We start from the raw sequence: 16,983 nt of genomic DNA, 5'->3' as shown, positions 1-16,983 counted from the left end.
ACAGGGCTGCTTGGGCTCCGCGTCAGAATATGAGGCTCAGACCTCACACTTGGCCGGGAGTTTGTGCGCGAAAAGGGCCCAATGCACTTGACGGACTGTGGGTTTGTCTTGGATTAGGACGACGGGGCAGGGACTGGGTTCAGGCGTCGTCTGAGAGCCAAGAGCGGGCGTTCGACAAAGCGATGAATCGCCGCTGCGCAGGCGAGCGCCAGCAGCGCAGAGAAAAGGATCATTTGCCAACTGCCCAGCATGACGCCGTTGTGTAGAAGCGCGTGGATGATCATGAAATGAACCAGATAGAGCGAATAGGACCACACGCCGACGCGCCGTACCCACGCATGGTTTAGTGGGCGGAAAAGCGGGTGGTCTGCGTGGTGCACGGCGTAGAAAAAGAGCGGGATCAGCGCGAGGCCTTGCACAGTGTAGCGCAGGGTCGCGCGAAACATCGGGTCGCGAAAGGCGAAGGTGAAAAGCAGCGCGACGATGGCGGCCCCAAGCCAGATGTACATGCGCCAGCCCTCCGAAAACAGGCGCTGGGCTGTGCCCGTGTGACAGAGCATCGCAAGGTAGCAGCCAAACAGGATCGCATCCAACCGGGTGTCGGTTGAAATGTAGATTTCCCATTCGGTGCTGTTGAGCAATAGGACACGAAAGTAGCGCCAGATCAGCGCAAGGAGCAGCAACATCGCGACCAGCGTGTTTGCCTTTGCGCGGTGATGGATCACGAGGAACAGGGCGGGCCAGAGTAAGTAGAAGTGTTCTTCGATCGACAACGACCAAAAGACGCTGAAACCATCGACGTTGTTAGACAGGTCCGAATGCAAAGAGTGGTAGTTATAGAAGAATAACAACTGGCTGAGGAAGGTGGTTGGGTTGAGCGTGCCAGTGGTCAGCCCCGCGGTCACAAGCAGGTACCCGGCCGCCAGCGTGACGATCAGAGGTGGCATCAGACGTAGAACGCGACGCAGGTAGAAGGCGCGAATGTTGAGCTGACCTGTGGCGGCGATCTCACGTTGAATCAATTCGGTGATCAGAAAGCCTGAGAGGAAGAAGAACAGCGTCACGCCAAAGCCGCCGGGGATCAAGTGAGACACACCGACGTGGCTGGCGAACACGATCAGGATGGCCACGGCGCGCAGGCCATCAAGCGAGGGGATATGAGTAGGCGTTGATTGGGACACGAAAGCTTCCTGTTTTTCCCATACCACTCCATGGCCATGGCTTTTGCATATCGAAAACTGGGCAAGGTTGCGGCGAAACAGGCTGTGTGTGGCGGCAGAGGCGCAGGCCACTCACCAGAGTTTGATCCAAAGGTGATTGGCCAGACACGGTCAATGCGCCGATGGTGGTGCACAAATTTGCACAGGGAAGACATGGTCATGCAACAAACAACGCGCGTCTGGATACGCGGCTGGAGACACGCAGTGTTTCTGCTCACGATGCTTTTTGCGGCGCATTTTGTGCACGCGCAAGATGTGGAGGGGCTGCCGCAATATGTGGTTGCCGAATTTGGCACTCCACCTGAGGTGCCGACGGGGCCGTTGTCAAAAGACGTGCGCTCGGCGGTGAAAGTGGCCTTTATCGACAGCATTACTCAAGGCGGATGGGGGCCGGATCAAGCGATCGCTTTGGAGACAATCGCGGCCTCAGGTGATCCACGATTGGTCTGGATCATCAGCGATTTGATGCGGTTTGCCACTGGGCCAGAGTTTGCGGCTGTGTTGGGAGATGCCGCGGGGCGGTTGCTGGATAAAGAACTGCCTAACTACAATCATTGGGGGATTGTGACGGATCATTTGATCGCGTGGGACATTCCTGCGCCGCCCAAATACCTCAAGGCCAAGCGGGCCATATTCACCAACATTGTGCCCGGTTGGGACAAGATTTTTGTCAAAGGCGACATCGATTGGCGGCACGTGTCTTGGGGCGGTGTGATGATCGATGACCGGGCGTATGACACCACCGATGAGCTGTGCAATTGCATCCCGGCGGCGGACAATCCTGAGGTCAGCAGTGCGGCAGCGGCCACGTGGTTGGCGGATGATGCAATTGTGTTTGGGGTGGAGATAAACGGTGAGGCGCGTGCTTACCCGCGGCGCATCATGGAGGTGCGCGAGATGGTGAATGACACGTTGGGGGGGCGTGATCTTGGCATTCCGTATTGTACTCTCTGTGGCGCGGCACAGGCGTATTTCACGGATCGCATGCCAGCGGGCGTAAAGCGACCGGTGTTGCGCACGTCCGGGCTTTTGATCCGATCCAACAAGGTCATGTATGACGTGGAAACCTACTCTGTCTTTGACACGTTTTTGGGTAAAGCTGTGACCGGCCCCTTGGCCAAACGCGGCATTCAATTGGAGCAGGCGAGTGTGGTGACCAGCACATGGGGGGCTTGGAAGGCCGCGCATCCGGAGACAACAGTGCTGGTTGAGGAGCTGGCATTGGGGCGGGACTTTGATTTCCGCAATGGGCGCGATGCGGATGGGCCGATTTTCCCTGTGGGCGACGTCGACCCGCGCCTACCTGTACATGAAGATGTGATCGGGATTGTGACGGCCTCTGGCACACCTGTGGCGTTTGAACGCGCGAAGGCGTTGGTCGCGCTGCAAGCCGGACAGGAAGTGACGGTGGAGAATGTGCGGCTGGTGTTGGATGCCGGGGGTATCAGAGCGGTGGATGTCGGCGGAAAAGACCTGGGCAGTCATCAGGCGTTTTGGTTTGCTTGGTCACAGTTCTATCCGGGGACGGAGCTGTGGCGCGGGTGATGGGTTTGAGCGCGCCTCGGTTTCGGCCGAGGCGCGCTACGTCGTTTTAATCAGATGTAAAATGGTGACCGCATTTGACGGCTGGCGTCCGCTGTCGTCGTTGCATCAAAGACCCTTGTGTAAAACGCTGCTCCCAAATTTGCCGCAACTTCTGGGAACTGGTCGATCGCGTAACTGAGGGCAGAGTCCACAGAGTCAAAGGCATCAAAGCCACCCAGCGTGTTGGTTGAAACGCCGCTGAGCCAGACTTTGTTCTGGAGGCCGGGAACTTGCTTGAGTTTCTGATTTCGTGCGCGCCAGTCGAAGGTTTCGAAAGGCTGGGAAAACTGCAGTTCAGTATAGACAAATGCTCCCGGAGGGGTTGCGGGGGACGGTGCTCCGTAGTGGAGCGCTCCGAGGTCTTCACTGGCTTCTCTGACAGTCACGGCATCAAAAACGCGTGTATTATGCGCAACTCCAAAGGCGCGAGGTTCCGTGGGAAAATAGCCGGTTACAAAACTGCGGGCGTTTTCCAGACTGTCGAACGCATAAAACCCTCCAAGGGACCCGGTGCCATGACCATGCAGCCAAGTTTTGTTCAAAAAGCCCGGTTGTTTCTTGATGTCCTCGTTGATCTTTGGCCACGGGGCTTGGTCGAACGGAACTGAAATGGCGACTTCGGTGTAAACGAAAGCTTTTGGTGTCATCGATTTTTCCTGTGCTTGAACGGCGATTGGGGTCACAGCAGCTCCGGCGGCTGCAACCAACAATTGTCGGCGAGAGAGTTCGGTAGGTTTGGGTGGTTTCATGCGAGTGCTCCTATCAACTTGCAAAATGCAAGGTGATTCATGTCTCACATATCAAATTGCAATTTGCAATATGATAATTTATACGGGTGCTATGAACACAAAACCGAGACGAAACTTGTCTGGATGCCCCATCGATTACGCGCTCAGCGTCTTTGGTGACCGTTGGTCTTTGATCATCGTTCGCGATCTCGCGATCAAAGGCGCGAAGACATATGCCGAGCTGTTGGATGGGTGGGAGGGGATATCCTCAAACATACTTGTCCAGAGGATGAAACATTTGGAGGACCGGGGGATTGTTGAGAAATACAAGAACCCAGCCAACTGGCGCAGTTCTATTTACGAATTGACGCCGAAAGGGCGGGCTCTTGCACCGCTGCTGGCCGAAATTGTTCTATGGGGAGGCACGTACAACGAAGCTGATGATCCAATGCAGAGCACTTTTGAGGCGGTTCAATCTGATCGCGCTGGATTTGAAGCTGCGATCCTGGAGGGCAAGGAGACGTGACGCTGCAAGTGGCTGAACAGGCGACTTCGAGCCGTGCAGGACCGTGTTTGTCGGGACAGTCTCCAACAAAAAACGCCGCCCCGAGGGAGGCGGCGTTTTCTGAAACGTTGGTTGCTAAGCTTAGAAGCCCAGGCCTTCGTATTTCTTTTTGAATTTGGACACGCGGCCACCGGCGTCCATCAAGCGGGTGGAGCCACCGTTCCATGCTGGGTGCACGGATGGGTCGACGTCCAGCGCCAGTGTGTCGCCTTCGGAACCGTAGGTGGAACGCATCTTGACGATGGTGCCATCGGTCATTTTCACGTCGATGAAGTGGTAATCGGGATGAGTGTCTTTTTTCATGATACCGCTCCTTACGCTTTTGCTTTGTAGTTGGTGTCTTCTGCGATACGTGCGGATTTACCACGACGCGAACGCAGGTAGTACAGTTTGGCGCGACGAACACGACCGCGACGCACAACAGTGATGCTGTCGATGTTGGTCGAGAACAGTGGGAACACACGTTCCACACCTTCACCAAAGGAAATTTTGCGAACGGTGAACGAACCAGCAATGCCGCCACCGTTTTTACGGCTGATGCAAACGCCTTCGTAGTTCTGCACACGGGTGCGCGAACCTTCGGTCACTTTAAAGCCGACACGGATGGTGTCACCGGCTTTGAAATCGGGGATGTCTTTCCCCAGCGCAGCAATTTGCTCCGCTTCGAGCTGTGCGATCAGATCCATTGGGATCATCTCCTATGTTGCTTGTGGTTATATCCACAAAGGTTTGATGCACCTCAGAGCTCTCGGTCTTCTTCCGGGTCCGCCGCAGCGCCCGCCAGAGATCAGGTCGTCTTTTCTTGTCGTCCAATGTGATGTGTCTTTGTCATCGCCAGCGAAGAAACCGGAGACTGTCGCAATGCACAGCACGTCCGAACGACTCAGAAGAGCCGCGGACAGGCGGTGTCTAGGCCAATCAGGGCTTTGATGCAAGTCTGTTGACACTGTGCGGGGAAATACATAGTTAGACAAGCGAACTATATGGGATTCCAATGTCAGATCTAGCGCACTCATTGCAAATGTTGCATCAGGCTTGCCACCGCGCGTGGTCAAAAGCCGCGCGTGAAGCCGGGGTGAGTTTCAGCGAGTTCGAATACCTGAGCGCGGTACAGGAGCAGGCTGATCTCCAGCGGTATGAGGATGTTCACGGTCAACATTTGCAGGATATCGTCGAGGCTTTGGGGGTTACCAAAGCCAGTGCCAGCACGATGGTGTCCAAACTTGAGGCAAGGGGTTGGGTGACGCGGTTTCAATGCCAAGTCGATGCACGGGCGCAGCACATTATTTTGACCGAAGAAGGGCAGATCAAATTGGCGGGCGGACAGCGTTTATATGCCAAGATCGCGTCTGAGTTGCCGCCGAGTCTGGGGCAGGCGATTTCACCACGTTCAACATCCGGTCAGTGAGGTTGGGGTGTGAAGGGTTTCATTGCGCCAAATATAGTAAGTAAATCTAACTAACATAAGGGTGGAAGTGTCATGAACGTTGAGAATGTTCTGTTAGGAATCGCGGTGCATCAGCTGTTTTGGGAACACCTGCCGCATTGGGGAAGGTGGTTCAATCGCTTGCTTGGCATGCTGCCCAAACCCCTGCAGGCGCTTTATGAGCAATGGCGCTGTCCCTATTGCGCAGGGTTTTGGATCGGGTTGAGCGTGCATGCCGCAACCGGCCGCTGGGTGTTTGACGCGTTTGCACAATTGCCATCTTTTTGGGGAGCGGCCGGTGTTCCATTGGGATGGTTCATGGATGCGTTGGTGTTTGCGACATTGTGCAAATTGGGGGCTTTGGTGGTGCACGCCATTGGATTGCCCGCCCTAAAGGGATTGCAAGCGAAGGAAATCTTCTTGGCGCAAAAAGCCAAAGCGAACTAGGTGTTCCTATGACGTGGGCGGCGAGTTGCCGTCCACGCAGCGTCAGGGTTTCCGCGCTTGCAAAATCAGACAATGGCGCGGCCTACTGTGTGTAAGACAATTGATTTGATGTAATTTTGTTTGGGTGAGTGATGCGCAGTTTTGTCTGGATGATGGTGGCATGCAGTTTGGTGTTTGGCTGCGGGCGGTCCGCGGGCAGGGTGGCCACACCAGTGGATGCGGCCGCGGCGCAAAAGGCGGCGCGGGTGTCCGCTTTGGCCCGACAGGTTGTGACCTATCCGAGGTTTGGGGATGATGACCCCGTTGAGTGGGATCGTCGGGCGCCGGAAACCTATCCCGTGCACGGTATTGATGTGTCGCGCTGGCAACGCTCTATTGATTGGGCACAAGCGCGCAGAGCAGGTGTCAATTTCGCCTTTTTGAAAGCGACGGAGGGCGGTGATGTGGCAGATCCGATGTTTGACACGCACCGGCGAGGCGCGGTTGCCGCTGGAGTGCCCTGGGGCGCATATCACTATTATTATTTCTGCCGGTCAGCGGAGTCTCAGGCCCAGTGGTTTATCCGCAATGTGCCCAGAGGAGCGCCGTTGCCTCATGTGTTGGATATGGAATGGACACCAAAGTCGCGAACCTGCAGGTTGCGGCCCCACGGGCGAGATGTGCGGCGCGAGGCGCGCAAATTTCTCGACATTTTGGAAGCGCATTATGGGCGGCGTCCGGTTGTGTACACCACGGTTGATTTCTATCGTGACACCGGGATTGGCGCGCTTGGTGGGACCGAGTTCTGGTTGCGATCAGTTGCGGATCATCCTCAGAAGACTTACCCCGGCGCCTATTGGATGTTCTGGCAATACAGTGGCACCGGGCGCGTTGACGGCATTGAGGGCCCTGTTGATCTGAACGTGTTTAGAGGCACACCTGAGGGGTGGGTGAAGTGGCGGGATCGCCTGTTGCCTTGAGGTGATACACATCCATTTGTGCCGCAAAGGTGAGGGTGACCTGACCCAAAGAATAGGCTGACACCCGTTTGGGACGGTGTTTGGCATCGGCAATTCGCGCATTGTGAACGCAACTTGGGCACAGGAGGTACACATGCGACGTTTGGCACTGCTGGCACTATCAATTCTTGTACTTGCGACCGTGTTTGCCAAAGAGGCAATGGCCTCTTCGGAGCAGGTCTTGTCTGAGAAAGAGCGCTATGCGTTGGCGGAGTCTCTGCGGCTCGGGCTGGCAGGGACCCAAGATGTCGTTGCTGCGTATCAAGAGATGCAGGCGTTGGCTCAGACCGGGAACGCGCGTGCGCAAGCTAAGTTGGCCTACTACCACCTTAAGGGGGTCGGCACCGTGCCAGACCCGGACGCCGCAATTGAATGGTACAAACAGGCGATTGACGGCGGACGCGAAGGCGTTCGGACTTCCCTTGGGAAAGTGCTGATGAGGCAAGGTCAAACAGATGCTGCTCTGGAACAGCTGACATTGGCGTCCGCCGCCGGGATCGAAAAAGCGCAGGTCATTCGGGCGATCTATCACTATGAGGGAAAGTTTGGGGCAAAGTCTGATGTGGAGTTTGGGCGCGCGGAGCTAACTCGGTTTGCAAAAGCTGGAGACATGACGTCGATGCAGGTGGTCCTGATGGCGATGAATGCTGGGAAGACGTTTGACGTCGACCCCGTGCGGATGTCTGAACACATGATCAGCACAGCGCGCAATGACGACGGAAAAACAGGAGGGCAGGCGGCCGAGGGTTTGCTGAGGCTTTGGCGCGAAAGAACCGACAAAGAGGCTTTGGCCCTCCGCGCGGAGATGGTTGCACACGCGGGGCTGCGCGGGCGCATTCGGGCAGAGGATAGACTTTTGTTGGCTTATGACACGCATGATGCACGCGCCTTTCGAAAAGAGGCGGAACAGATCATCGCGCAAACCGCGCGTTCAGATTATGCACGGGCGGTTTTGGTGGTCTCACGCTTAGACAAGAATGCTTTTGTTCACGTGCTACAAGAAGAGCTTCGCACACGTGGGTATCGTGTGGGGAAAACGACGGGGATCTTCAACACGCGAACTCTAAACGCAGTGGTGAAGTTTTGCGCAGATACGAACATCCAACGCGACTGTCGTTTGGGGCCGCTGCGCTCAAAAGTTATCAAAGTGATCGTGGGAGAATTGGCGGCAATGCCGCCGACGCTGTAGCTTCCTGGATCCCCTCCCAGGGAGCGCGCGGGTCGGGGGCGTGGGGCGCCCGATCCGCGCATCTTTTACCATTCGAAGGCTAGACTTAGACCTCGACCACGTCAGCGTCTGGTGCATTGCGCATCACGCTATCAATACCGTTGTCGCGGCCCGAGGCGCTTGTGTAGCTCTGCGAGGTGCCGATCACTTGGCCGTTGGTGGCTTTCAGGTTGAACATGAATTTGCCAGCGGCCGTTTCCTTGCGCTCATAGCGCGCCTCTTCGGCGGCGTTTTTCTTGACGGATTCGATGCCGTTTTCTGCGCTGGATTTTTGCTTGTATCCCTCTGAGGCGAGGATGTTTTCGCCGTTGCCAGCTTTTAGGCGGAAGCGGTATTCACCAGCTTTGTCGGTGTAGAGTTCAAATTTGGCGGCCATGTCGTTGGTCCCTGTTCAGAATTACTATGGGCAGACAAGAGCATAGAGAGGGTCAAAGGTGCAAGGACTTGCTGTCCGTCGCAGGTGCGGAACGTGATGCAGAAGCCTTAGTCTGCGCCACCGGCATCTGCCAGTGTGCTGATGATCGCGGGGACGAGGTCAGGATGGAGCGGAAGAGTTGGATCAGAATAGGTGGCATAGGGACTGTTTGGTACATCCTGTTTCAGAATGTGTGTGCCACCTTCCAAAAAGACAAGTCGCGCCTGAGGCAGGGCCTGTGCGAGCAGTTCCGCGTCTTTCGGAGTGACTTGCAGGTCACGATCGCCCTGAAGGATCAGCGTATGACGATCCCATTTTTGTGCAAGTACCAGTGGATCGTGTGAAAACAGATCAATCATGTATTGCTGTAGACCCGGCTGAAAGAGGCCATGTAGGGCGGGAGGGATTTCTGACAGTGGGCGGGTTTTGCCTTGTTCCAAGTCCAAAACAAGAGCCCTGGCATCTTCTAAAATGGGGCCATTTGCGGGGTTGGCTTCCATCTGTTCGATCAACAGCTCACCAATTGGCCGGCCGCTTGCAGCCATCAAGATAACGCCGCACAGGTTGTCTGGTGCTGTGCTTGCGGCGAAGAGAGCGACCAGTCCGCCTTCTGAATGACCGGCGAGCCAGACACATGGCGCAACATCTTTGGCCCGTGCAATCCAGTTCAACATGTCGTCACTATAGGCTTCAATGGTAACGTCATTTGGGTCTGCTATGGCGTTTTTACTGCCAAAGAACCCCCGTTTGTCGACGCGCAATGTGGCGATGCCTTCCGCCACCAGAGCTTCAGAGAGCTGTTTGTAGAGATCTGTTTTTGAGTGAAACGCCGGCATATTGCCATCACGATCAATTGGACCCGATCCGGGAATAACGATCACGATATGTGCTGCTTCGCCCGGATCAAGAAGATCCCCTGCAAGGGGGCCCGCAGGGCCGGGAATGGTGATGGTTTCACTCAAGACAGCGTTGGCGCAAGTGAACAGCGTTGCAAGGCCTAATACAGCATTTCGAAAAAGGGGCATCGTCCAGTCCAGATAGATATGCTGAACGGAAATTGGCTCTGTCCAACATTGGCTCATTGGCTGGCTGTGACGGAAGACTTAGCGCGCTGTTAAGCATCGATATTGTGGCATCATTTTCCAATGTCAAGCCGCCGGGACCTACAAAACCTCTTGATGAGGAGAGGTGTTTTGAGTGTTGCCGTTGAATCATGCTCAGGACGTGACGCTACTTTTGCTTGGCTTCATAGGCACTCCACATATCGGGACGCCGTTCTTTGGTGATCTCCTCAGACATCTCGCGGCGCCATTTTTCGATGTTGCCGTGGTGACCGGACATCAACACATCTGGAATGGCGTGGCCCTGCCACTCTGCGGGTTTGGTATATTGCGGATGCTCTAGAAGGCCATTTGAGTGGCTTTCTTCTTCGATGCTGTCAGCGTTGCCGAGCACAGACGGCAGCAGGCGCACGGTGGCGTCAATCATGGCTTGCGCGGCGATCTCGCCGCCTGTGAGCACAAAGTCTCCCAAGGACACTTCCATGATGTTGAAGTGATCCAGCACGCGCTGATCCACACCTTCAAAGCGGCCACAAAGCAGGGTGATGCCATCCGCTTTGGACCACGCGCGCGCCATGCTTTGATCAAAGCGGCGTCCACGGGGGGACAGATAGACCAAAGGCCAGTTCCCACGCGCGCCGCGCATAGTGTGTGCAATGGCTGGGCCCAACACATCCGGGCGCAGCACCATGCCGGCACCGCCGCCCGCCGGGGTATCATCGACGTTGCGGTGTTTGGTCAGGCCAAAGTCGCGCAGGTTGGTGGTTTCCAGCTGCCATTTGCCATCTTTGAGCGCTTTTCCGGTGAGGCTTTCGCCCAGCACGCCGGGAAAGGCGTCTGGAAACAGTGTGATCAGGCGCGCGGTCCAGACACCCGCGAGACGGGGCGTGTGGCTGATCAATTCGCGCGGCTTTAGGCTTGCAGAAATCGAGAGGCGCCCGTGTGATTTGGGTTTGTCGCTCATGCGTCAAACACCCCTTCGGGCGGATCAGCAATGATGCGGCCTGCAGCGATGTCTACAGTGGGTACAGCCGCCATTGTGAAGGGTAAAAAGACGGTTTCAGAGGTGTTTGGTGGCAGCACCTCCAGCAGGTCAGCCGCGCCGTGGTTCAGCACGTTTTTGACGGTGCCCAGAACGGTGCCGCCCGTGTCGCGCACTTCAAGCCCCACGAGGTCGGTGTAGTAGTATTCGTCTTCATCGGTTTCCGGCAGACGGCTGCGTGGGACAAAAAGTTTGACGCCCTTGAGCGCATCTGCCTGTTCTTTGGTGACGATGCCCGACAGGCGCGCGGCCAGACCGTTTTTGATGGCGCGGGTGATGTCGATGTCAAATTCAAAGGCACCATCTTCGGTCAGCAACGGGGCATAGTCCTGAATGGCGAAGGTCTCTGCGGTGAAGCTCTTGAGGCGGACATCGCCGTGCACGCCGTAGGCGCCGCCAATGGCGCCAACACAGACAAGTTCAGAGGTGGTGTCGCTCATAGCGGGGCCTTTGCTTTGCTTAACTCCCGTTTTCTCTGATTGCGTGGCGGGACGCAAGGGAGGCGGATCATTGCATTTGTGGGTTTATCGGGTTTGGACGGAAACAGAGGTGTCTCTGTCCTCCCATCCGGCTTTGGCGAGTTCAGGCGTGTCAGACAGCTCTTCGGGCCAGCCCACACAGAGGTACGCGACAAGCGACCAATCGGCAGGGACGTCCAGATCGCGGTTTAGCTGATCCGGGTCAAGGATCGACACCCAACCCACACCAAGGCCAAAGCTGCGCGCGGTCAGCCAGAATTGGGTGATGGCGCCAACCACAGAATAGCGGCGCATTTCCGGCATGGTGGCAGCTCCCAAGCCGCTGCCTTTGGGGGTGGCATCATCACAATAGATGGCCAGTTGGATTGGGGAGTCCTTCATGCCTGACAGCTTTAGATCGGCATAAAGCGCTGCGCGCGCGCCATCATATCCTGCCAGAGCGGTGGCGTTGGCGGCCTCGAAATTTCTAAGTGCGGCGGTGCGGGCGGTGTTGCTGTCAACACGCAGGACACGCCAAGGTTCTGACAGGCCCACAGATGGGGCCAGCAGAAACGTGTCGAGGCACTCCGTTAGGAGTGCCTCGTCTACGGGATCGGTGCGGAAGCGGCGCACATCGCGCCGCCACTGCATGAGCCGTTGCAAATCGTCCCGGAAATCTGAAGTGAAATCGGTCATTCCGGGGCCAATCTGACTTACTCTTCTGCTGGTGCTTCCGCAGCTTCTGCTGCTTTGGCGGCTTTTTCTTCAGCGCGGTCCTGAGCTTTCTTGCCAGGCTTCGCTTTGTTTGGGTTGGAACGCTCGGTTTTTGCCAGCGTGCCAGATGCTTCCAAGAAGCGCGCCACACGATCAGAAGGCTGCGCACCTTGATCCAACCAGTACTGGACGCGCTCCATGTTCAGTTTTACGCGCTCTTCGCTGTCTTTTGGCAGCAGTGGGTTGTATGTGCCCAGTTTCTCGATGAAGCGGCCGTCACGTGGCATGCGGCTGTCTGCTGCAACAACACGGTAAAAAGGACGTTTTTTAGAACCGCCGCGGGCGAGACGAATTTTCATAGCCATGGTTTGTATCTCCTAAATTGGCATGTGCACCGGGGTGCGTTTGGTGTGCACCGGCACGGTGCGGGTCTGTGTCGAAGAACAGGATTTTTCCTGCTCAACGGTTTGTTATTCCTGATGTTTCTTGTGATGCTGAATGACCTCAGCGATGATGAAATTCAGGAAATTCTTGGCAAATTCGGGATCCAGATCGGCCCGTTTTGCAAGATCTTCTAGTCGTGCGATCTGTTTCGCTTCGCGGGTCGGATCGGACGGAGGAAGGTCGTGGGTGGCTTTCAGTTTCCCGACAGCCTGTGTGTGTTTGAACCGCTCGCCCAGCGTATAGACAAGGATCGCATCGAGGCGGTCGATGCTGTCACGGTGCTCAGCGAGCACATCAGCGGCGCGGGTTACTGCATCAGTCAAGTGCGTAGCCTTTCGGTTTGAACATCGGGTCGGCGTAGTGGCTGATTTCCATCTCGATGGCATCGCCGATTTGTGTGGTGGCCAGCGCTTCTGGTGAAGGGTGGCGATATACCACGTCATGCCCATCAACAGATTGGGCAGTTTTGTCTTTTACAGCGCCGAGGCGCTCTGCCAGCCGAATGCTGTCGAGGTTCTTGGGGTCGATATAGGACACGGCACCATCCCACCCCAACTCGTTATACAGATAGCGGCGCACGGCGTGGGTGGCCTCCAGTGCGTAACCGTGTCCAGCTTTGTCGGGCCAGATGATCCAAGCGATTTCACGCTCTGGCCATTTGGCTGGGAACCAGCCGCCAGCCATACCGAGTGTTTCGTCGGTCTTCTTATCGTGGATCATCCACATGCCGTAGCCGCGGATGTTCCAGTGGCCGATTTCAGCCGCGTAGAGCATCCATGTTTCATAGGCATTTAAAGGACCGCCCATAAAGCGAGACCGGTAAGAGGCGAATGTGGCCTTGAAGTCTGGATAATCCTCGGGCTCAGGTCCACGTAGGATCAGGCGTTTGGTTTCCAGAACGGGGATGGTCATGTCTGACATCAGAAGCCCTCCGTTTTTGGATGGCGATAGACGTGGCAGGGTTTGCCCATGACCTCGCTCTCTCGCTCAAATGTCGCGCCAAGGCGCGTGGCCAAGGCGACAGAGCGGGAGTTCGTAGGGTCAATGTAGCTGATCGGGGCGGGAATGCCGAAGTGGGCGGCAGCGTATTCTTTGGCCGCCACGGCTGCTTCAAAGGCATAGCCCTTGCCTTCGTGGCCTTCATAGAGGTGCCAGCCGAGTTCGGGTTCGTCCCAGCCCTCGGGGTTCCATGGGCCGACGGATCCAACGGCGGTGTCGGTGGCTTTGTCCGCTACCAGCCACATACCATATCCGCGCACCACCCAATGACCAAGGTGGCCAGAGATCACGCGCCAGCTTTCGGCGCGATTTTTGGGTCCACCCACATACTGGCTGCGCTCGGATGCGAAGAAGTTGGCGATAACCTCAAGATCGTCCTCACGCGGGGCGCGCAAAACGAGGCGGTCCGTTTCCACCACCGGGATATCCAACTTGAGGCTCATGCGTAGGCCTCCATTCCGCCGTTTTCGAGATCATCCGGCCTGGGGTGACGCCAAACCTGTGCTGTGCCGTATTTGCTCTCAAATGTGCGTTCCAGTGTGGCGCCCAGACGTTTGGCGACCGCTTGGGACGCGATGTTGTCCGGAAGGGTGAGCGACACAGCGGTTTCCCAACCCAAAACATCATAGGCATAGCTGCGCGCGGCCAGAGCGGCTTCGGTGGCGTAGCCTTTGCCTGTCGCGTGGTTCATCAGGGTCCAGCCGATTTCGGGTTCGTCATAACCCATTGGCATCCAAGGCCCGGCGCGGCCCAAGTAGATGCCGGTGGCTTTTTCTTCCAATGCCCAGAAGCCGTAGCCGCGCAGAGCCCAATGCCCCATCATCATGGAGATATAGCGCCAGACGTCTGTGGGCTCCATTGGACCGCCAACGGTCTCCGAAGCGTCCGTTTGGTAGAACTCGATCTCAGATTCGATGTCGCTTTCCACATGGGCGCGCATGATGAGTCGTTCTGTTTCCAGACGGGGGACAACGTAGCGCATCATGCGTAGGCCTCCAGCTGGTGGCGCCAGACCTGAACAGGGGTGTCAAATGCAGCTTCGCTGAGCGTGTCGCGGGTTGCGCCCAAACGGGCCGCGACTGCGGCAGAGGATGTGTTCGGTGGATCGATGTAGCTGACCAGAGAGGGCACTTCCTGATGCCCGAGCGCGTAGTCGCGCACCGCTTCTGCGGCCTCGGTTGCGTAACCTTTGCCTTCGGCTTCGGCTGTTAAGAAATAGCCGAGTTCATGTTCCTGATCGCCATATTCCATTCCCATGCCGACAAAGCCAACAACGGCGCCTGTGTCCCGCAGCAATATGGTGAAATACCCCGCGCCGCGCAACATCCAGCCGCTGGCGCATTGGGTGAACTCTGACCAAGCGGTCTCGCGATCACATGGTCCATCCATATAGAGCGCGCGTTGACTCATCAGGATGTCGGCAAAGGTGTCAAAGTCAGACAGCTGAATGGCGCGCAGCGTCAGGCGCGCGGTTTCCAGCGTGGGCACACTCATCGCCAGCTGCGTCGCCAAAGCGGCGGCAGCGCCGGAGGCAGGTGCCTCCCAAGGATATGCGGTGTGAGGTGTCACACGCGGCCCTCCAGCGTGTGGCGATACACCAAATCGGCTGGGTCAGGCCGCGCGGCGCGATCGTCACGGGTTGCGCCAAGCCTTTCGGCCAAGCACATGGACGCCGTGTTGGTGGCATCAATGTAGCTTACCAAGGTGCGCATGCCTTTGGTGTCAAACGCCCAATCGCGCGCCGCGCGGGCTGCTTCTGCTGCATAGCCTTTGCCCTGTGCTTCTGGGAAGATGCACCAACCAATTTCGGTTTCGGCAAAGCGTGGCGGCTTGTTAATGCCAACCTGACCAATAAGCGTGCCTGTTTCGGTGAGATCTACCGCCCAGCTGCCATAGCCCAGCCATTGCCAACTGGTGATTTCGGCCCCGATCCAGCGCCACAGCTCATCGGCGGAAATCGGGCCGCCCATATACTGCGCCCAATCCGTCGCGAAATGCGCGGCCAGCGGCTCAAAATCTTCGAGCACGTGATGGCGCAGCGTCAAGCGCGCAGTGGATATGGTGGGGGCGATGGTCATCCCTTACTTTTTCTTCCCAAAGCCAGACAGGCCAGAGGGCAGGCCCATGCCGCCGCCCAGACCGGGCAGGCCACCGGGAATACCGCCTTTGCCACCCAATGCTTTGGCCGCCGCTTCAAGCTGTTTGGGGTCCATTTGGGTGGGGTCCATGCCCGCCATACCAGCCATATCGCCGCCCTTGCCGCCAACCATGCCTTTCATGGCTTGCTTGAGCATGCCGCCTTTGCCCATTTTGCCCATCTTCTTCATCATGTCGCCCATTTGGCGCTGCATTTTCAGAAGTTTGTTGAGGTCAGAAACCTCCATGCCGGAGCCTTTGGCGATGCGCTTTTTGCGGCTGGCTTGCAGGAGCTGCGGGTTGGCGCGCTCCATCTTGGTCATGGATTGGATCATGGCGACCTGACGCACAATCATGCGGTCATCAAAACCCGCGTCCTGCACCTGTTTGGCCATTTTGCCCATGCCCGGAAGCATGCCCATCATGCCTTCCATGCCGCCCATTTTCTGCATCTGCTCAAGCTGCATTTTCATGTCGTTCATGTTGAAGCGGCCCTTTTGGAAGCGCTTCATCATGCGTTCGGCCTGTTCGGCCTCGATGGTTTCTTGAGCCTTCTCAACCAGCGCGACGATGTCGCCCATGCCAAGGATGCGACCGGCGACACGGTCCGCTTCAAAAGTTTCCAGTGCGTCGAGTTTTTCACCCACACCCACATATTTGATCGGCTTGCCGGTCACTGCGCGCATGGAGAGCGCCGCACCGCCGCGGCCGTCACCATCCATACGTGTCAGCACCACGCCGGAGATGCCGATTTTGCCGTCAAATTCTTCAGCGACTTCAACGGCGACCTGACCGGTGAGACCATCCACAACCAGCAGCGTTTCGCGCGGGTTGACCGCGTCGCGCACGTCTTCGACCTCTTGCATCAAGGTCTCGTCGATCTGCAGACGACCGGCGGTGTCCAGCATGTAGACGTCATAGCCACCCAAGGTGGCCTGTTGTTTCGCACGTTTGGCAATCTGAACGGCGGTCTCACCCGCCACAATCGGCAGGGTGTCGACGCCAACTTGCGTGCCCAAAATGGCGAGCTGTTGCATCGCGGCGGGGCGGTAGATGTCGAGGGAAGCCATCAGCACACGTTTGCCATCGCGCTCGGTCAGGCGTTTGGCAAGCTTACCAGTGGTGGTGGTTTTACCAGAACCTTGCAGACCCACCATCAGGATCGGCGCGGGCGGGTTGTCGATTTTCAGTGTGCCGGGTTCAGCACTCTCATCTCCTGCAAGCACATCTTTCAGCGTGTCGTGAACGATTTTCACAACCTGTTGACCGGGGGTCACAGATTTTGTGACGGCCTGACCGGTGGCTTTTTCTTGTACGGCTTTGACGAAATCACGCGCCACTGGCAGCGAGACGTCGGCCTCAAGCAGAGCAACGCGCACTTCGCGCAAGGCGGTTTTGACATCGTCCTCAGACAGGGCGCCCTGTTTGGTGAGGCGATCAAAGACTCCGGAGAGGCGTTCGCTTAGATTTTCAAACATCGCTGCCGGTTCCTTTCACCGTTTCAATATGGCCCGCAAT

At 56.9% G+C, this 16,983-nt stretch carries 23 protein-coding genes; 6 read left to right on the top strand and 17 right to left on the bottom strand.

All coding sequences use genetic code 11. From position 1 onward, the window contains the following. Positions 1 to 113: 113 nt before the first annotated feature. Positions 114 to 1,181 carry an acyltransferase family protein gene (locus tag ABWV47_RS14835; protein WP_353313151.1) on the bottom strand — a complete coding sequence of 356 codons (1,068 nt, stop codon included), beginning with the start codon at positions 1,179 to 1,181 and terminating at the stop codon, positions 114 to 116. A 198-nt stretch (positions 1,182 to 1,379) separates the two neighbouring features. Between ABWV47_RS14835 and ABWV47_RS14830 the strand changes: the two genes are divergently transcribed. Next, entirely contained in the window at positions 1,380 to 2,765 is a 1,386-nt protein-coding gene (locus ABWV47_RS14830) for a DUF3179 domain-containing (seleno)protein (RefSeq protein WP_353313149.1), read from the top strand. A gap of 50 nt (positions 2,766 to 2,815) precedes the next feature. On the opposite strand, the gene ABWV47_RS14825 is transcribed toward ABWV47_RS14830, so the two are convergent. Then, a complete protein-coding gene (locus ABWV47_RS14825) occupies positions 2,816 to 3,553 on the bottom strand; it encodes a YdhR family protein (protein ID WP_353313147.1) in 738 nt (245 codons plus the stop codon). A gap of 91 nt (positions 3,554 to 3,644) precedes the next feature. Between ABWV47_RS14825 and ABWV47_RS14820 the strand changes: the two genes are divergently transcribed. Then, positions 3,645 to 4,058, top strand: coding sequence for a winged helix-turn-helix transcriptional regulator (locus ABWV47_RS14820; RefSeq protein WP_353313145.1), 414 nt, complete (start codon positions 3,645 to 3,647; stop codon positions 4,056 to 4,058). A 120-nt stretch (positions 4,059 to 4,178) separates the two neighbouring features. Here the strand turns inward: ABWV47_RS14820 and rpmE are convergent, their stop codons facing one another. Together rpmE and rplS are read right to left on the bottom strand one after the other, a co-directional pair. Continuing rightward, positions 4,179 to 4,400, bottom strand: coding sequence for a 50S ribosomal protein L31 (gene rpmE / locus ABWV47_RS14815; protein ID WP_353313143.1), 222 nt, complete (start codon positions 4,398 to 4,400; stop codon positions 4,179 to 4,181). An 11-nt stretch (positions 4,401 to 4,411) separates the two neighbouring features. Beyond that, entirely contained in the window at positions 4,412 to 4,783 is a 372-nt protein-coding gene (gene rplS / locus ABWV47_RS14810) for a 50S ribosomal protein L19 (protein ID WP_353313141.1), read from the bottom strand. Positions 4,784 to 5,091: 308 nt separating this feature from the next. On the opposite strand from rplS, the gene ABWV47_RS14805 reads away from it, so the two are divergent. The 4 genes from ABWV47_RS14805 (at position 5,092) to ABWV47_RS14790 (ending at position 8,157) form a co-directional block, all read left to right on the top strand. Continuing rightward, positions 5,092 to 5,505: a MarR family winged helix-turn-helix transcriptional regulator gene (locus ABWV47_RS14805; RefSeq protein WP_353313139.1), complete on the top strand. Its 414-nt coding sequence runs from the start codon at positions 5,092 to 5,094 to the stop codon at positions 5,503 to 5,505. A gap of 72 nt (positions 5,506 to 5,577) precedes the next feature. Continuing rightward, positions 5,578 to 5,970, top strand: a complete 393-nt coding sequence (locus tag ABWV47_RS14800) for a hypothetical protein (protein ID WP_353313137.1) — start codon at positions 5,578 to 5,580, stop codon at positions 5,968 to 5,970. Positions 5,971 to 6,101: 131 nt separating this feature from the next. Beyond that, positions 6,102 to 6,929, top strand: a complete 828-nt coding sequence (locus ABWV47_RS14795; protein WP_353313135.1) for a glycoside hydrolase family 25 protein — start codon at positions 6,102 to 6,104, stop codon at positions 6,927 to 6,929. A gap of 133 nt (positions 6,930 to 7,062) precedes the next feature. Further along, complete coding sequence (locus ABWV47_RS14790) at positions 7,063 to 8,157, top strand: hypothetical protein (RefSeq protein WP_353313133.1); 1,095 nt, start codon at positions 7,063 to 7,065, stop codon at positions 8,155 to 8,157. A gap of 85 nt (positions 8,158 to 8,242) precedes the next feature. On the opposite strand, the gene ABWV47_RS14785 is transcribed toward ABWV47_RS14790, so the two are convergent. The 13 genes from ABWV47_RS14785 to ffh form a co-directional block, all read right to left on the bottom strand. Beyond that, positions 8,243 to 8,572, bottom strand: coding sequence for a YegP family protein (locus tag ABWV47_RS14785; RefSeq protein ID WP_353313131.1), 330 nt, complete (start codon positions 8,570 to 8,572; stop codon positions 8,243 to 8,245). Positions 8,573 to 8,679: 107 nt separating this feature from the next. Then, positions 8,680 to 9,693 (bottom strand): alpha/beta hydrolase, encoded by a 1,014-nt coding sequence (locus ABWV47_RS14780; protein WP_353313129.1) that lies wholly within the window; start codon positions 9,691 to 9,693, stop codon positions 8,680 to 8,682. A 148-nt stretch (positions 9,694 to 9,841) separates the two neighbouring features. Then, a complete protein-coding gene (trmD, locus tag ABWV47_RS14775; protein ID WP_353313127.1) occupies positions 9,842 to 10,636 on the bottom strand; it encodes a tRNA (guanosine(37)-N1)-methyltransferase TrmD in 795 nt (264 codons plus the stop codon). Next, the gene (gene rimM, locus ABWV47_RS14770) at positions 10,633 to 11,154 is read right to left on the bottom strand and encodes a ribosome maturation factor RimM (protein ID WP_353313125.1); all 522 of its coding nucleotides are present in this window, start codon (positions 11,152 to 11,154) and stop codon (positions 10,633 to 10,635) included. The genes trmD and rimM overlap by 4 nt, the downstream gene beginning before the upstream one ends. An 84-nt stretch (positions 11,155 to 11,238) precedes the next feature. Then, the gene (gene bluB / locus ABWV47_RS14765) at positions 11,239 to 11,868 is read right to left on the bottom strand and encodes a 5,6-dimethylbenzimidazole synthase (RefSeq protein WP_353313123.1); all 630 of its coding nucleotides are present in this window, start codon (positions 11,866 to 11,868) and stop codon (positions 11,239 to 11,241) included. Between the two features lie 17 nt (positions 11,869 to 11,885). Then, on the bottom strand, positions 11,886 to 12,251 hold the full coding sequence (rpsP, locus tag ABWV47_RS14760) for a 30S ribosomal protein S16 (RefSeq protein ID WP_353313121.1): 366 nt from the start codon (positions 12,249 to 12,251) through the stop codon (positions 11,886 to 11,888). A gap of 105 nt (positions 12,252 to 12,356) precedes the next feature. Beyond that, positions 12,357 to 12,653, bottom strand: coding sequence for a chorismate mutase (locus ABWV47_RS14755; protein ID WP_353313119.1), 297 nt, complete (start codon positions 12,651 to 12,653; stop codon positions 12,357 to 12,359). Further along, positions 12,646 to 13,251, bottom strand: coding sequence for a GNAT family N-acetyltransferase (locus tag ABWV47_RS14750; protein WP_353313117.1), 606 nt, complete (start codon positions 13,249 to 13,251; stop codon positions 12,646 to 12,648). The genes ABWV47_RS14755 and ABWV47_RS14750 overlap by 8 nt, the downstream gene beginning before the upstream one ends. Then, on the bottom strand, positions 13,251 to 13,772 hold the full coding sequence (locus ABWV47_RS14745; protein WP_353313115.1) for a GNAT family N-acetyltransferase: 522 nt from the start codon (positions 13,770 to 13,772) through the stop codon (positions 13,251 to 13,253). The genes ABWV47_RS14750 and ABWV47_RS14745 overlap by 1 nt, the downstream gene beginning before the upstream one ends. Next, a complete protein-coding gene (locus ABWV47_RS14740; RefSeq protein ID WP_353313113.1) occupies positions 13,769 to 14,314 on the bottom strand; it encodes a GNAT family N-acetyltransferase in 546 nt (181 codons plus the stop codon). Before ABWV47_RS14740 ends, ABWV47_RS14745 begins: the two co-directional genes overlap by 4 nt. Next, positions 14,311 to 14,898: a GNAT family N-acetyltransferase gene (locus ABWV47_RS14735; RefSeq protein ID WP_353313111.1), complete on the bottom strand. Its 588-nt coding sequence runs from the start codon at positions 14,896 to 14,898 to the stop codon at positions 14,311 to 14,313. The genes ABWV47_RS14740 and ABWV47_RS14735 overlap by 4 nt, the downstream gene beginning before the upstream one ends. Continuing rightward, complete coding sequence (locus tag ABWV47_RS14730; protein ID WP_353313109.1) at positions 14,895 to 15,407, bottom strand: GNAT family N-acetyltransferase; 513 nt, start codon at positions 15,405 to 15,407, stop codon at positions 14,895 to 14,897. The genes ABWV47_RS14735 and ABWV47_RS14730 overlap by 4 nt, the downstream gene beginning before the upstream one ends. Positions 15,408 to 15,410: 3 nt before the next feature. Beyond that, the gene (gene ffh / locus ABWV47_RS14725; protein WP_353313107.1) at positions 15,411 to 16,943 is read right to left on the bottom strand and encodes a signal recognition particle protein; all 1,533 of its coding nucleotides are present in this window, start codon (positions 16,941 to 16,943) and stop codon (positions 15,411 to 15,413) included. Positions 16,944 to 16,983 lie beyond the last annotated feature (40 nt).

The organism is Shimia sp. NS0008-38b (genome assembly GCF_040370365.1).
Classification (GTDB): Bacteria; Pseudomonadota; Alphaproteobacteria; order Rhodobacterales; family Rhodobacteraceae; genus Shimia.
This window is presented reverse-complemented; position numbering and strand designations above follow the sequence as displayed.